Source organism: Halococcus hamelinensis 100A6 (assembly GCF_000336675.1).
Classification (GTDB): Archaea; Halobacteriota; Halobacteria; order Halobacteriales; family Halococcaceae; genus Halococcus; species Halococcus hamelinensis.
The window spans coordinates 103567-116390 of the sequence record NZ_AOMB01000005.1; the positions used below are offsets into that span (position 1 = coordinate 103567).

The 12824-nt window shown below is 67.8% G+C and carries 14 protein-coding genes; 6 read left to right on the plus strand and 8 right to left on the minus strand.

The features are described 5' to 3' along the window. Positions 1–20: 20 nt before the first annotated feature. The gene (locus C447_RS01410; protein WP_007690130.1) at positions 21–839 is read right to left on the minus strand and encodes an aldo/keto reductase; all 819 of its coding nucleotides are present in this window, start codon (positions 837–839) and stop codon (positions 21–23) included. Between the two features lie 97 nt (positions 840–936). Here C447_RS01410 and C447_RS01415 point away from each other — a divergent pair, with 97 nt between their 5' ends. Next, positions 937–1251 (plus strand): cupin domain-containing protein, encoded by a 315-nt coding sequence (locus C447_RS01415; protein ID WP_007690131.1) that lies wholly within the window; start codon positions 937–939, stop codon positions 1249–1251. Between the two features lies 1 nt (position 1252). On the opposite strand, the gene C447_RS01420 is transcribed toward C447_RS01415, so the two are convergent. Then, complete coding sequence (locus tag C447_RS01420) at positions 1253–1867, minus strand: MogA/MoaB family molybdenum cofactor biosynthesis protein (RefSeq protein ID WP_007690133.1); 615 nt, start codon at positions 1865–1867, stop codon at positions 1253–1255. Between the two features lie 116 nt (positions 1868–1983). Here C447_RS01420 and C447_RS01425 point away from each other — a divergent pair, with 116 nt between their 5' ends. Next, a complete protein-coding gene (locus tag C447_RS01425; protein ID WP_010612507.1) occupies positions 1984–2271 on the plus strand; it encodes a hypothetical protein in 288 nt (95 codons plus the stop codon). A gap of 369 nt (positions 2272–2640) precedes the next feature. On the opposite strand, the gene C447_RS01430 is transcribed toward C447_RS01425, so the two are convergent. Beyond that, entirely contained in the window at positions 2641–4221 is a 1581-nt protein-coding gene (locus C447_RS01430; RefSeq protein WP_007690136.1) for an acetolactate synthase large subunit, read from the minus strand. A gap of 120 nt (positions 4222–4341) precedes the next feature. Here C447_RS01430 and C447_RS01435 point away from each other — a divergent pair, with 120 nt between their 5' ends. The 4 genes from C447_RS01435 (at position 4342) to C447_RS01450 (ending at position 9508) form a co-directional block, all read left to right on the plus strand. Next, on the plus strand, positions 4342–5694 hold the full coding sequence (locus C447_RS01435) for an MmgE/PrpD family protein (RefSeq protein WP_007690138.1): 1353 nt from the start codon (positions 4342–4344) through the stop codon (positions 5692–5694). Between the two features lie 162 nt (positions 5695–5856). Then, on the plus strand, positions 5857–6990 hold the full coding sequence (locus C447_RS01440) for a thiamine pyrophosphate-dependent dehydrogenase E1 component subunit alpha (protein ID WP_007690142.1): 1134 nt from the start codon (positions 5857–5859) through the stop codon (positions 6988–6990). Continuing rightward, a complete protein-coding gene (locus tag C447_RS01445) occupies positions 6983–8008 on the plus strand; it encodes an alpha-ketoacid dehydrogenase subunit beta (protein ID WP_007690145.1) in 1026 nt (341 codons plus the stop codon). Before C447_RS01440 ends, C447_RS01445 begins: the two co-directional genes overlap by 8 nt. 63 nt (positions 8009–8071) lie before the next feature. Beyond that, entirely contained in the window at positions 8072–9508 is a 1437-nt protein-coding gene (locus C447_RS01450) for a dihydrolipoamide acetyltransferase family protein (RefSeq protein WP_007690147.1), read from the plus strand. 80 nt (positions 9509–9588) lie between these two features. Here C447_RS01450 and C447_RS01455 read toward each other — a convergent pair whose 3' ends face one another. The 5 genes from C447_RS01455 to hisA form a co-directional block, all read right to left on the minus strand. Continuing rightward, positions 9589–10194, minus strand: a complete 606-nt coding sequence (locus C447_RS01455) for an IMPACT family protein (RefSeq protein WP_007690151.1) — start codon at positions 10192–10194, stop codon at positions 9589–9591. Further along, on the minus strand, positions 10191–10694 hold the full coding sequence (locus C447_RS01460) for a hypothetical protein (RefSeq protein WP_007690152.1): 504 nt from the start codon (positions 10692–10694) through the stop codon (positions 10191–10193). The genes C447_RS01455 and C447_RS01460 overlap by 4 nt, the downstream gene beginning before the upstream one ends. A 32-nt stretch (positions 10695–10726) precedes the next feature. Beyond that, positions 10727–11182 carry an SHOCT domain-containing protein gene (locus C447_RS01465; RefSeq protein ID WP_007690153.1) on the minus strand — a complete coding sequence of 152 codons (456 nt, stop codon included), beginning with the start codon at positions 11180–11182 and terminating at the stop codon, positions 10727–10729. A gap of 83 nt (positions 11183–11265) precedes the next feature. Then, positions 11266–11856, minus strand: coding sequence for an imidazoleglycerol-phosphate dehydratase HisB (gene hisB, locus C447_RS01470; RefSeq protein ID WP_007690155.1), 591 nt, complete (start codon positions 11854–11856; stop codon positions 11266–11268). Positions 11857–11910: 54 nt separating this feature from the next. Then, positions 11911–12639, minus strand: coding sequence for a 1-(5-phosphoribosyl)-5-[(5-phosphoribosylamino)methylideneamino]imidazole-4-carboxamide isomerase (gene hisA, locus C447_RS01475; RefSeq protein ID WP_007690157.1), 729 nt, complete (start codon positions 12637–12639; stop codon positions 11911–11913). Between the last annotated feature and the right edge of the window lie 185 nt (positions 12640–12824).

Below are 12824 nucleotides of genomic sequence, written 5' to 3' on the forward strand. Positions count from 1 at the left end.
CGAGCGGAAAGCTCCCGGGGTCAGAACGGGAGCCGCGCCCGGACGAAGCTCGATGCGGTGCGGGTGGTCGAGGGCCGCCGGATCGCCCGCATCTCCTCGTCGGTGAGTTCGAAATCGAAGACCGCGAGGTTGGCCTCGATGTGTTCCGGCGAGGTGGACTTCGGGATCGTCGAGACGTTCTCCTGTTGGATCAGCCACCGGAAGGCGACCTGAGCCGACGTCTTGTCGTAGCGCGCGCCGATCTCGCTCAGCAGGGGGTCCGAGGCCGCGCCGCCGTGGGCCAGCGGGCTGTAGGCCGTCAGCATGATATCGTGTATCTGGCAGTAATCCAGCACCGTAGACTGGTCCCAGAAGGGGTGGTACATCACCTGGTTCGTGAGGATCGGCGCGTCGGCGAGCTCGCGGGCCGCGTGGAGGCGCTCGACCCCGAAGTTCGAGACGCCGATGTGGTCGACCAGTCCGTCGTCGACGAGTTCGTCCATCGCGCCGAGGGTCTCTCCGAGTTCGACGCCCCGGTTCGGCTGGTGGATCAGGAGGAGGTCGACCGAATCGGTCTGGAGCTTCCGGAGGCTGGTCTCCGTCGACTCGATCACCGAATCGTGGTCGCGGTTTCCCATCGCGAGCTTCGTGGTGAGGAAGACGTCGTCGCGGTCGACGGCCGCACCCGAGATCGCCGCGCCGACCTGGCGCTCGTTGCCGTACATCTGGGCGGTGTCGATGTGGCGGTAGCCACAATCGAGCGCGGTCGCGACCGCACGCCGGCAGGTCGGGCCCTTCATGCGCCACGTGCCGAGGCCGAGCGCCGGGATCTCGGTGTCCTGAACGGTAACGTACTCCATGTCCGGACGACGGCCGGCCGGCGTATATACTGTGGCCCGGCGGAGAGTTTCGCGGATCGGCGAAAGCGCTACCCGGTCCGCACCCTGCGTTCGGGGTGTGCTCGATACCTATCCGGACCTCGACCCCGACGAGGGCGAGGTGCTGACCGAGGAACTCCTCGTGACCGACGACGTGCTCGTGAAGGCGTTCGTGCTGGGCCCCGGCGCGGCCGTGGAGCCACACGCCCACGAGGACGCTACCAACGTCTTCCACGTGCTCGACGGGACGGTGGTCGTGACCCGCGACGAGGACGAGGAGACGGTTTCGGCACCGGGCGTGGTCCCGAACGAGCGCGGCGCGGTCCACGGCGCGCGCAACGAGACCGACGCGGTGGCGGTGCTGACGGCGAGCCTCTGTCCGCTGCCGTCCTGACTCAGTTCCCGTCCGAATCCGAATCGGAGTCCGTATCGCCGTCGTCCGCGTTCTCGTCCTCGACGTCCTCGTCGCGTTTCGCGAGGCCCGCGAGGTGGCCCGCCTCCGCGGTGACGATCTCGGCCCCGAGGCTCGCCGCGTTCTCGCTCCCGGGGAGACAGAACGCCGGGACGCCCTCGATGACCCCGGCCGTGGCACGGGTGGCGACCACGCGGGTGCCGACCTCCTCGCGCGAGCGCGCCCGGAAGAGTTCGCCGAAGCCGGGGAGTCGTTTGTCGAAGAGGGGGCCGACCGCCTCGACGGTGACGTCGTCGGGCGTTACTCCCGTGCCGCCGGTGGTGACGACCACGTCCACGTCGTCGCGATTGACGAGGGAGTTCACGCGGTCCTGCACCCCGTCGTAATCGTCGTCGACGAGCTCGCGGGTGGCGACCGAGCCACCGTCGTCCTCGATCGCGGCCACGATGGCGTCGCCCGCGGGGTCGTCGTCGAGGTGTCTGGACGTGGAGACCGTGATCAGCGCGACGGCGACCGGGTCGAAGTCGTGGTGGGCGTGGTCGGGTTCGTCGCCGTGGTCGTGGTGATGGTGGTCGTCGTGATCGTCTGAGTCCGCCATGCGCTCGGATCGGTCGTCGCGAATAAAACGTCCCGCATCGCTTTTGTCCGGCCCGCTCGTCGAATCGGTATGAACTGGGGCCGACGCCGGGGTCGGACGGGGTGTGGTCGCGCGCGATGAGCGACGAGTCCGTTCGCGACCCCGTGGCCGACCGGCCCCGAAGCGAGTACGACGAGGTCGCCGCCGGCGCGGCCGACCGCGAGTTCGACTGGCGGGGCTGGACGCTGGTGGGGATGGTGATCCTCGCCTTCATCGTCGCCCCGGCGGCGATCTACTGGCTGGCCGCCTCGGGCGAGAGCCTCGCCGTGCTCGGTCTGACCTGGCGCGATACCTTCCTCGTGGTACCGTTCGTTCCCGCGCTCGTGCTCGGGCTCACCGCCATCTGGGCCACCGCCCGCGCCTGAATCGGCTCCCGGTCGACCGCCGTGCGGTGCGGTTGCTGTGGGGTGGCGCGCGCTCGCGGTCGTGCGTGAGCGATAGCGAACGCCGACCGCGGATCGGCGTGTGAGGGATGAGCACCGCAGGGAGTGAGTGAAACGAACGAGCGAGGAGCACAGTCGGCTGGGGAGGCGTGTGGCCGGTGCTGGGCGGTTTGCGGTTCTCATTTGCACCAGCATCAGCGCGGTCCTGAAACGAGCGAAGACGTGGCCTCGGTAGCGAACGATATCGTATCACCGTCAGCGCGGTCCAGAAACAACTGAGAGTGTATCACCGTTAGCGCGGTTCTAAAAACGAGCGACGGCAACCGATGATTTGCCGGAACGGTGCGTTCGTTACTCGACGGGAACTTCCACCAGCGCCATCTCGTCGTTCGGCACCACGGTTTCGAGCGTCTCGCCGAGCTCGTCCCACGTCTCGGGCCGGTACCCCTCGATCCCGAAGCTCTCGGCGAAGGTCGTGAAGTCGGGGTTCGAGAGTTTCGTGCCGGTGCTCTCGCTCCGGTGGTCCTCCTGTTTCTCGGAGATCAGCCCGTAGTCGTTGTCGTTGAACAGCAGGATGGTGAAGCCACAGCCCAGTCGGGTCGCGGTCTCGATCTCCGCACCGTTCATCAGGAAGCCGCCGTCGCCGGTTGCGGCCACCACGTTCGAGTCGACGGCGAGGTCGGCGGCCACCGCGCCGGGAACCGAGATCCCCATCGTCGCCAGCCCGTTCGAGATGATGCAGGTGTTCGGCTCGTAGGTCGGGTAGTTCTGGGCGATCCGCATCTTGTGGCTGCCGGTATCGGAGAGCAAAACGTCGGAATCGTCCATCGCCTCCCGGAGGAGGGGCAGGGTGCGCTCGACGCTGAACGGTTCACCGTCCTCGGGGTCGCGGGTCACATCGTCGAGGATCGACTCCCGGAGGTCGGCGTACCAGTCGGTGTCGGTGGCGATCGCCTCGTCGTACTCCTGGATCGCCCGGAGGCCCGCCGAGACGTCCGAGACGACCTCGGCCTGGGGGTTGTAGTGCTCGTAGACCTCGGCGGGTTCGAAGTCGAGGTGGACGATCCGCTTTTCGAGGTCGGGGTTCCAGTTCTCGGGGTCGTGCTCGGCGATGTCGTAGCCCACGGCGAAGACGACGTCGGCGCGTTCGATCGCGGTCTGGGCCTGGTCGTCGTCGCCCGAATCGAGGGTGAACAGCGAGTGGTCGTCGGCGTCCGAGACCGCGCCCTTGCCCATGTAGGTTCCGATGACTGGGATGTTCGTCTCCTCGACGAACGACCGGAGCCGTTCGGACGAGCGGGTCCGGATGCCGCCGTTGCCGGCCAGAACGATCGGGCGGTCGGCGTCGGCGAGCAGCGAGGCGGCGCGTTCGACGGCTTTCTGGTCGGGACTGGGTCGGCGCACGCGTTCGCGGGGGCGGATCGGGCGGCCCTCGGCGTCCTCGGCCGCGACGTCCTCGGGGAACTCCATGTGGGTCGCGCCGGGTTTCTCGTACTCGGCGAGTTTGAACGCCTTCCGCACCGACTCGTGGATGATCTCCGGTTCGGTGATCTGGGTGTTCCACTTCGTGACGGGTTCGAAGAGGTCCACCACGTCGAGGCGCTGGTGGCTCTCCTGGTGGAGGCGTTCGAGGCCGCCCTGTCCCGTGATCGCGACCAGCGGGCTCTTGTCGAGCTGGGCGTCCGCGACCCCGGTGAGGAGGTTGGTCGCGCCCGGACCGAGGGTTGAGAGACAGACGCCGGCCTCGCCGGTGAGCCGACCGTGTACGTCCGCCATGAACGCCGCGCCCTGTTCGTGGCGGACCGGGACGAACTCCACCGTCGACTCGCGCATCGAGAACAGGATGTCCTCCAGCTCCTCGCCCGGGACGCCGAACACCCTGTCGACGCCCTCGACTTCGAGACACCTGACGAGCAGGTCGGAAGCTTGCATGGGAAACTCGACGGGTGCGACTCACAAGACTCCACCGGACCGACGAAAGACGGACAGGACCGCCTCGCAGCGGACGCAGCCGCGACAATCCTTTTCCCCCGTCCGGGAGTAGCCCCAGGTATGACAACCACCGACGAGATCGCGGGGTTCGTGGGGTCGGTCGACGACGACGGCTTCCCCGAGGACGTCCGCGAGGAGCTGAAAAAGCGCGTGCTCGATTCGGTCGGCATCGCGGTCGGCGCGATGGACGCCGACGCGACGCGAATCGTTCGCGACACCGTCGAGACCACCGCGTCGGGCGAGGCGGCGCGGCTCTGGGGTTCCGATACCCGCGCCAGCCCGACCGGCGCGGCGATGTACAACACCGCGCTCACGCGTTATCTCGACTTCATGGACTCGTTCCTCGCGCCGGGCGAGACCCCGCATCCGAGCGACAACATCGCGAGCCTCGTGGCCTGTGGCGAGTACACCGATGCCACCGGTCGGGAGCTCATCGAGGCCGTCGGGGTGGCCTACGAACTCCAGGCCGAACTCGCCTGGAACGCGCCGGTTCGGGACAAGGGCTGGGACCACGTCACCCACACCGTTATCTCGGCGGCCGCCGGCTCGGGCAAAATTCTGGGGCTCGACCACGAGCAACTCAGAAATGCCGTCGGGATCGCTGGAACCGCCCACAACGCGCTCCGGGTGACGAGGACTGGCGGGATCAACGAGTGGAAGGGCATCGCGAGCGCGAACGCCGCCCGGAACGCGGTCTACTCGGCGCTGCTCGCCGGGAACGGCATGGAAGGTCCCATCGACCTCTTCGAGGGCCAGAAGGGCTGGAAGCAGACCATCTCGGGCGGGTTCGAGGTGGACCTCGACCCGTCCTGCGAGCGCGTCTTCGACACCATGACGAAACGCTACGTCGCCGAGACCTACGCTCAGTCCGCCGTCGAGGGTGTCATCGAACTCGCCGAAACCGCGGACATCGACCCCAACCAGGTGAACTCGATCCACCTCGATACGTTCCACGGCGCGAAGCTCATCATCGGCGGCGGCGAGGGGAGCCGCTACGAGGTCGAGACCAAGGCCCAGGCCGACCACTCCCTGCCCTACATGCTCGCGGCGGCGCTCATCGACCGCGAACTCACCAACGACGCCTACGACGAGGAGCGCATCCAGCGCGACGACGTACAACAGCTCCTTCGGAAGGTCGAGGTCGAGGAGGACGACGACCTCACCGAGCGCTTCGAGAACGGCGAGATGCCCGCCGTGGTCGACATCGAACTCGGGGACGACTCGACGCGCCACGTCGAGAAGGACGCCTTCAGCGGCCACCCCACCCAGCCGATGACGTGGGAGCAGGTCGAGGAGAAGTTCGAGACCATGACCAGGGAGCGCTACGACGAGAACCAGCGAGCCGAGATCGTCGACGTCGTCAGGAACCTCGAAACCCACGACGTGGCGGACCTCGTCGACCTCCTCGATTGAGCGGCGGTGGTCGCGGTATATGGTCGGCTTGAATGTGCCGGGAGTCGCTTTTAGCCGCTGGCGTCGGTGTGTCCGGTGTTGGCGAGCATCGATTTCCGGTCGGTGAGTGCGTACGACCGGCAGGAGGGTCGACGAGCCGCGAGCGGAGTACGTGATCGAATCATGGTAGAATGGACGGAACACGAGCCGCCGGAGGGACAGTATCAGGTTCTCGATGCCGAGGGAGCGCTTGACGGCGACCCGCCCGAGTTCGAGGAGGACGAACTCGTGGGGATGTACCGCACGATGGTCGCGACCCGCACCCTCGAAGAGAAGATGTTGAACATGCAGCGCAGCGGGGAGGCCAGCCTCATCGCGCGGTCGCTGGGCGAGGAGGCGACCCCGCTCGGTTGTGCCGCCGCGCTCGCGCCCGACGACTGGGTCTTCTACACCTATCGACAGAACCCCGCACTGCTCTACTGGGACTACCCGATGGCCCACATCATCGCGAGCACGATGGGCGCGGAACCGGAGACGATGAACGAACACCTCGGCGACCTCGACGCGGAGGTGAACTTCTCGCCGGATTACACCCCCGTCGGGGTGAACACCACCAACGCCGTCGGGATGGCGATGGCCGACAAGTTCAACGACCGTGAGACGGTCTCGATGGCGTTCATCGGCGACGGTTCCACCAGCGAGGGCTCGTTCCACGACGCGATGAACTTCGCGGGCGTGTTCGAGCCGCCGGTCGTGATCGTCTGTCAGAACAACCAGTGGGCGATCTCCGAACCCTCCCACCGCCAGACCGGCTCGGAGACGTTCGCCCAGAAGGGGGAGGCCTACGGCATCCCCCACGAGCGCGTCGACGGCAACGATATCTTCGCGGTTCGCGAGAAGGCCGAGGAGGCCGTCGAACGCGCCCGCAACGGGGATGGGCCGACGTTCATCGAGTGCGTGACCTACCGGATGGAGGAGCACAACACCTCCGACAACCCCGACGTCTACCGCGATCCCGAGGAACAACGCGAGGAGTGGGCCGAGCGCGACCCGCTCGACCGGTACGAGACCTACCTCCGCGAGGAGGGGGTGCTCGACGACGACCTCGCCGAGGAGATCGAGGCCGAACTCGACGAGGAGGTCTCGGCGGCGGTCGAGGCGGCACGCGGGGTTCCCGATTCGGAGCCCGAGCGGATGTTCGACCACCACCTCCACGGCGACTCGTGGGCCCAGGCCCACCAGCGAAAAGAGCTCGAACGCGAGCAGAGCGGGAAGAATCCGTTCACGGACTTCACCGGGGAGGGGTTCGATGAGTGAGATCTACCCGGCCCCCGAAGCCGACCACGACACCGGGGACGAGGCCGAGGAGGTCGACCTCGTGACCGCGGTGAACTACGCCCTCCACCAGGAGATGGAGCGCGAGGAGTCGGTCCGGATGATCGGCTACGACATCGGCCCCATCGGCGGGGTCTTCCGGGCGACGCAAGGTCTTCTGGAGGAGTACGGCGAGGAGCGCGTGATCGACACCCCGCTCGCGGAGAACGGTATTCTGGGGACCGCAGTGGGAATGGCGATGGCGGGCGAGCGGATCGTCCCCGAGATCCAGTTCATGGGCTTCTCCTACCCCGCCTTCGGCCAGTTCATGTACGCGATGGCGAAGATGTACGACCGAACGGGTGGGGACATCGAACTCCCGATGACCCTCCGGATGGCCTACGGCGGCGGGGTCAAAGCCCTCGAATATCACCAGGAGTCCACCGAAACCTACTACGCCCACACGCCGGGTGTGCGGGTGGTCTGCCCGAGCACGCCCTATCAGGCGAAGGGGTTGCTCGCGGCGAGCATCCGTGACGACGATCCCGTCGTCTTCCTCGAACCCAAACGGATCTACCGCGGCGGGAGTCAGGCCGTACCTACAGAAGAGTACACCCTGCCGCTCGACGAGGCCCGACTGGTTCGCGAGGGCGAGGACGTCACGGTACTAACGTGGGGCGCGATGGTGCGCCACGCGGTCGCGGCGAGCGACGAGGTAGATGCGGACGTCGAGGTCGTGGACATGCGGTCGCTAGCCCCGCTCGACGTCGAGACGGTGCTCGAATCGGTGAAGAAGACGGGGCGATGCGTCGTGCTCCACGAGGCGCGCCGGAGCCTCGGCCTCGGCGCGGAGCTCTCGGCGCTGGTCAACGAGTACGCGCTCGACCGGCTGAAAGCGCCCGTGAAACGCGCGACGGGCTACGACGTCCACTTCCCGGGCCACGACATCGAGGACGACTACCTGCCGGACGCAGAGCGCGCGCAGTACGCCATCGAGGCGGTGATGAACTATGAATTCTGAATCACACGGACGACCCACGAACCGCACGGCGACCGCCACGACCCGAATCGCTGGGGACGAGCGATGAGCTACGAGTTCGAACTTCCGGACCCCGGAGAGGGGCTGACCGAGGCCGAGATCGTCTCCTGGCAGGTCGCGGAGGGCGACGAGGTCGCGGAGGACGACGTGCTCGCGGAGGTCGAAACGGACAAAGCCGTCACCGAGGTCCCGTCGCCGGTCGCGGGGACGGTGACGGAGATCACCGCCGAGGAGGGCGAGACGGTGGACGTCGGCACGGTCATCGTCGTCTTCGATGGCGACGACGAGGACGGGTCGGCCGACGGAGAAGCCGAAGACGAAGCAGAGGACGAGGAAGCCTCCGAGGACGAGAGCGGGGAGGCGGAACCCGAGGACGGTCAGGAAGAAGCGGGCGAGGAGGAGGACGGAGACCAAGCGGACGAGGGGAGCGAGGGCGACGAGCCGAAACAGGCCGTCACGAAGGTCGGTGAGGGTGACGGACCAGAGGAATCCGAATCGACGGAGGACGAGGGCGACGAGGAGTCGGAACCCGAAACCGGCGACGGACGGGTGTTCGCCGCGCCGAGCACCCGGCGCTACGCTCGCGAGGAGGGCGTCGACCTCGGCGACGTCGACGGCTCCGGCCCCAACGGGCGGGTGCTCCGCGAGGACATCGACGCGCACGCGGGTGAGGAGGGTGGCGACGGCGGCGAGACTGCGGAGGCCGAGTCCCCCGAGTCGGACGGCACGGGAGACCTCCACCCGAGCGTCGACATCGAACCCACGGCGGTCGACGAGGACGAGTCGCGCTCCGAGCGCTACGACCTCTCGGGGCTGCGGGCGCGGATAGCGGAGAACATGACGCGTTCGAAGACCGTCACCGCCCACCTCACCTCGGAGTTCGAGGCGGATGCCACGGAACTCGTCGCGCTGAAAGAGCGGCTCGACGAGAAACACGACGTCCACATCACCTACACGCCGATCCTCCTGAAGGCGATCGTGCCAGCCCTCAAGGAGTTCCCGCTGATGAACGCCAGCATCGACGATACGACGGGAGAGATCGTCGAGAAACACTACTACAACGTCGGCTTCGCGACCCACACGGAGAACGGGCTGATGGTCCCAGTCATCGAGGACGTCGACCAGAAGTCGCTGGTGGAGGTCGCGACGGAGCTGAACGACCTCGCCGAGCAGGCCCGCGAGCGATCCATCGACGTCGCGGACCTCCAGGGCGGGACGTTCACGGTCACCAACCTCGCGCTCGACGGGGAGCACCGTACCGGCGGGACGCCGGTGATCAACCACCCCGAAGCCGCGATCTTGGGCATCGAACCCATCGCGGACAAGCCGGTCGCGGTCGACGGCGAGGTCGAGGTCCAGACCCGGATCCCGCTCTCGCTCTCGTTCGACCACCGCCTCATCGACGGCGTGACCGCGAACCGGTTCATGGAGCGACTCATCGAGGGGATCGAGGACCCCGACATCCTGCTCTCGCGGCTCTGAGCCGGCTTCTCGAACGGATCCCGGTGCGGTCGGTGCACGGTCCGAATCGAACGCGACGGTCGACCGAACGTCCGGCCGAACTACTCGTCGGCGTCGATGTCGGCCCGGCCGCTGGTGGCGCTCAGGAGTCGGTCACGGAGGTCGTCGCTCTCGGCCGTCGGTACCCGAACCCGGAACCCGACGCGTTCGTCGTAGCGCGCCTCGAACTCGACGGCCGCGCTCTCGAGGATCCCCCGAACGAGCCCGGAATCGTCGTACTCGACCTCGACGACGACCGTCTCGTGAGGTCGTGATTCGACGACCCCCGCGTCCTCGACCGCTGTTTTCACGGCGCGGGCGTAGGCGCGCGCGAGGCCGCCCACCCCGAGGTTCGTCCCCCCGTAGTAGCGCGTGACGACGACCGCGACGTTTTCGAGCGCCTCGCGCTGGAGCACGGTGAGCGTGGGTTTGCCCGCCGAGCCACCGGGTTCGCCGTCGTCGTTCGAGTACTCACGGAGCGGGTCGGTCCGAACCCGGTAGGCGGGGACGTTGTGGGTCGCGTCGGCGTACTGAGTGGTGATCTCCTCGACGAACGTCTCCGCCTCCGCGACGGACTCGACCGGCGCGATGCGACCGACGAACCGCGAGCCGCGCTCCTCGAAGGCGGCCTCGCCGCGGGTCCCGACGGTTCGGTAGGTCTCGTTCACTCCAGTTCGAGCCGGCGGACGAACGCCATCTCCCGGATCTCGGTGAGGGCCTCGCCCGGGAGCGGGTCGTCGGTGATGACCGAGAGCGTCGGGACGTCGGTGAACTCCGGGTCCTCGCTGATCGTCTGGCGGATCGACACCCCGTGGTCGGCGATCGCGCCCGTGATCGCAGCGACGATCCCCGAAGCTTCGGCGTCGGCGACTTCGACGGTGAGTACCGAGAGATCGAGCACCGGCGCGAGGTCCCGGAGGCTCGGCACCGCCGAGATGTTGTGGAAGATGGGTCGGAGTTCGTCGTCGGCCAGCAGCGCGTCGGTGGTCGAGTCCACGACGCGTCTGTCGACGCCGACCTCCGCGGCGACCTGGGTGTTCGGGATTTCGATGCCCCCCGAGACCACCCGACCGCTCTCGTTCACCGAGAAGCCGCGTTCGAGCAGGAGCCGGACGACGGCCTGCTGGCCCGGACTGCCGGCGAACTTCGCCATGATCTCGTCGAACATCGTCTCTACACCTCCGTATCGCATCCGGAGGGTTAATTCAACTGGTCGGCCTCCTCCAGCGTGCGCTCGGTCCCGGATCGCCGCCATTCGGCTGCGTTCTCGCGGGTTTCGGTGTTGAGGAGCACGTCGAGCTTCCGCTCGAACTGTGTCTCGGTGAGTTCGCCACGGGCGTAGCGTTCGCGGAGTGTCGCGAGGCTATCGGCATTCCGGCTGCTCTGGTCGGCCGTCTCCTCGCCGTACCAGTGAGGGTACCGATCGCGCCAGTACTGGTCGGCGTAGTAGCCGAGATCGGCCGTCCGCCCCCCATGCCGATAGTACGTGAGCACGGCGAGGAAGGGCACGAGGAGGATGCCGACGGCGATGACGACGTCCGCCAGCGCGAGCCCGAGGATCGAGAGCGAGAGGAAGAGCAGCCCCACCGCGACCGCCCCGCCGGTCCCGACGGTCAACGAACGTTCGAACGCTGTGTGGTCGGTCGGTTTCGGCACGGCGATCGACTGACGGCCCACCGAAAAGTACCTTTCCACTGGTTCCCCCCGGATGACCGAACCCGTCGGCAGGGGTCGAGCCGCTACTCGGAGAGGGTGCCCTTCGTGCTCGGGGCCCCCTCGCGGCGGTCGTCGGGCCGGGTGGCGTCGTCGAGCGCGCGCGCGACGGCCTTGAACAGCGCCTCGATCTCGTGGTGGGCGTTCTCGCCGGAGACCTCCGTGTGGAGGGTCAAGTTGGCGTTCGTCGCGAGCGACCGGAAGAAGTGGGGGGCCATCGCGCTCGTGAACTCGCCCACTCGGCCCTGGGAGAATTCCCCCTCGAACTCGAACAGCGGTCGACCCGAGACGTCGACCACCACTCCGGCGACCGCCTCGTCGAGGGGGACCTTCCGGTCCGCGAAGCGAGCGATTCCGGTGCGGTCGCCGAGCGCCTCGTCGAAGGCCTCGCCGAGCGTGATCGCGACGTCCTCGGTCGTGTGGTGGTCGTCGATGTGGAGGTCGCCGTCACAGGAGACCTCGAGGTCGAACAAGCCGTGTTTCGCGAACGAATCCAGCATATGGTCGAGGAAGCCGATCCCGGTGTCCGCGGTCGACTCGCCGTCGCCGTCGACCGCGAGCGTCACCTCGATCGTGGTTTCGGCCGTCTCGCGCGCCACGGTCGCACGCCTGGTCATGTGAGCCCTCGGCGCAGCGGGCATAAGGCGGTTTTGTTCGGCGGGACGTGGCGCTCAGTCCTCGGCGAGCGCCGTGATGGCGTCCCCGAGCGTGAACCGGCCCTCGTAGAGCGCGGTGCCGACGACGGCCGCGCTCGCGCCGGCGTCGCGGAGGGTCCGGACGTCGTCGAGGGTCTCGACCCCCCCACTCGCGACCACCGGGATCGAGACCGCCTCGGCGAGCCGGCTCACGCGGTCGGCGCGGACGCCCGCGAGCCGCCCCTCGACGTCGACGTCGGTGAACAAGATTCCGGCCGCGCCGCGCTCCTCGTAGCCCGCTGCGGCTTCGACGGGATCTATTCCTGTGCCCTCCGTCCAACCCGAGACCACGACCTCGCCGTCGCTGGCGTCGAGGCTCACGACCACGCTCCCGGGGTGGGTGTCGCTGATCGCCGCGACGACCTCGGGGTTCTCGACCGCGGCCGTGCCCAGGATTACCCGGTCGACGCCGGCATCGAGGAGGGAGCGGGCGTCGGCCGCGGTTCGGATGCCGCCGCCGAGCTGAACAGGGATATCGACGGTCTCGACGACCCGCTCGATCGCGGTCGCGTTGCGCCGCTCGCCGTCGAACGCCCCGTCGAGGTCGACGAGGTGGAGGGTACGCGCCCCCGCCGCGACCCAGCGTTCGGCCGCCTCGACCGGGTCGCCGTAGGCGCTCTCGCTACCGCGCTCGCCGCCGACGAGCTGGACCACCTGCCCGCCTTCGATGTCGACCGCGGGAACGACCTCGAACGTCTCGAACATGGTTCGTCTACACGGTCGGGCGGCCTAAACGCACTGAAAACGTGGCGAGTGATCCCGGACGGAATGAATATACGGCAGCGATAGCAGCGATCCCCATCGCCTGTTTCCCGGTCACTGGAACCGCCGTCGATCTCCACGCTGAGGTTTGGGCGAGCCGAATTCGGGAACGAAAACATCTAACACCT

Bases quoted from the DNA above. Each gene is read 5' to 3' on its own strand.
- hisB (WP_007690155.1), bottom strand. From the start codon at position 11,856: ATGACCAGGCGTGCGACCGTGGCGCGCGAGACGGCCGAAACCACGATC.
- C447_RS01435 (WP_007690138.1), top strand. From the start codon at position 4,342: ATGACAACCACCGACGAGATCGCGGGGTTCGTGGGGTCGGTCGACGAC.
- C447_RS01450 (WP_007690147.1), top strand. From the start codon at position 8,072: ATGAGCTACGAGTTCGAACTTCCGGACCCCGGAGAGGGGCTGACCGAG.
- C447_RS01425 (WP_010612507.1), top strand. From the start codon at position 1,984: ATGAGCGACGAGTCCGTTCGCGACCCCGTGGCCGACCGGCCCCGAAGC.
- C447_RS01460 (WP_007690152.1), bottom strand. From the start codon at position 10,694: ATGTTCGACGAGATCATGGCGAAGTTCGCCGGCAGTCCGGGCCAGCAG.
- C447_RS01420 (WP_007690133.1), bottom strand. From the start codon at position 1,867: ATGGCGGACTCAGACGATCACGACGACCACCATCACCACGACCACGGC.
- hisA (WP_007690157.1), bottom strand. From the start codon at position 12,639: ATGTTCGAGACGTTCGAGGTCGTTCCCGCGGTCGACATCGAAGGCGGG.
- C447_RS01410 (WP_007690130.1), bottom strand. From the start codon at position 839: ATGGAGTACGTTACCGTTCAGGACACCGAGATCCCGGCGCTCGGCCTC.
- C447_RS01430 (WP_007690136.1), bottom strand. From the start codon at position 4,221: ATGCAAGCTTCCGACCTGCTCGTCAGGTGTCTCGAAGTCGAGGGCGTC.
- C447_RS01440 (WP_007690142.1), top strand. From the start codon at position 5,857: ATGGTAGAATGGACGGAACACGAGCCGCCGGAGGGACAGTATCAGGTT.
- C447_RS01445 (WP_007690145.1), top strand. From the start codon at position 6,983: ATGAGTGAGATCTACCCGGCCCCCGAAGCCGACCACGACACCGGGGAC.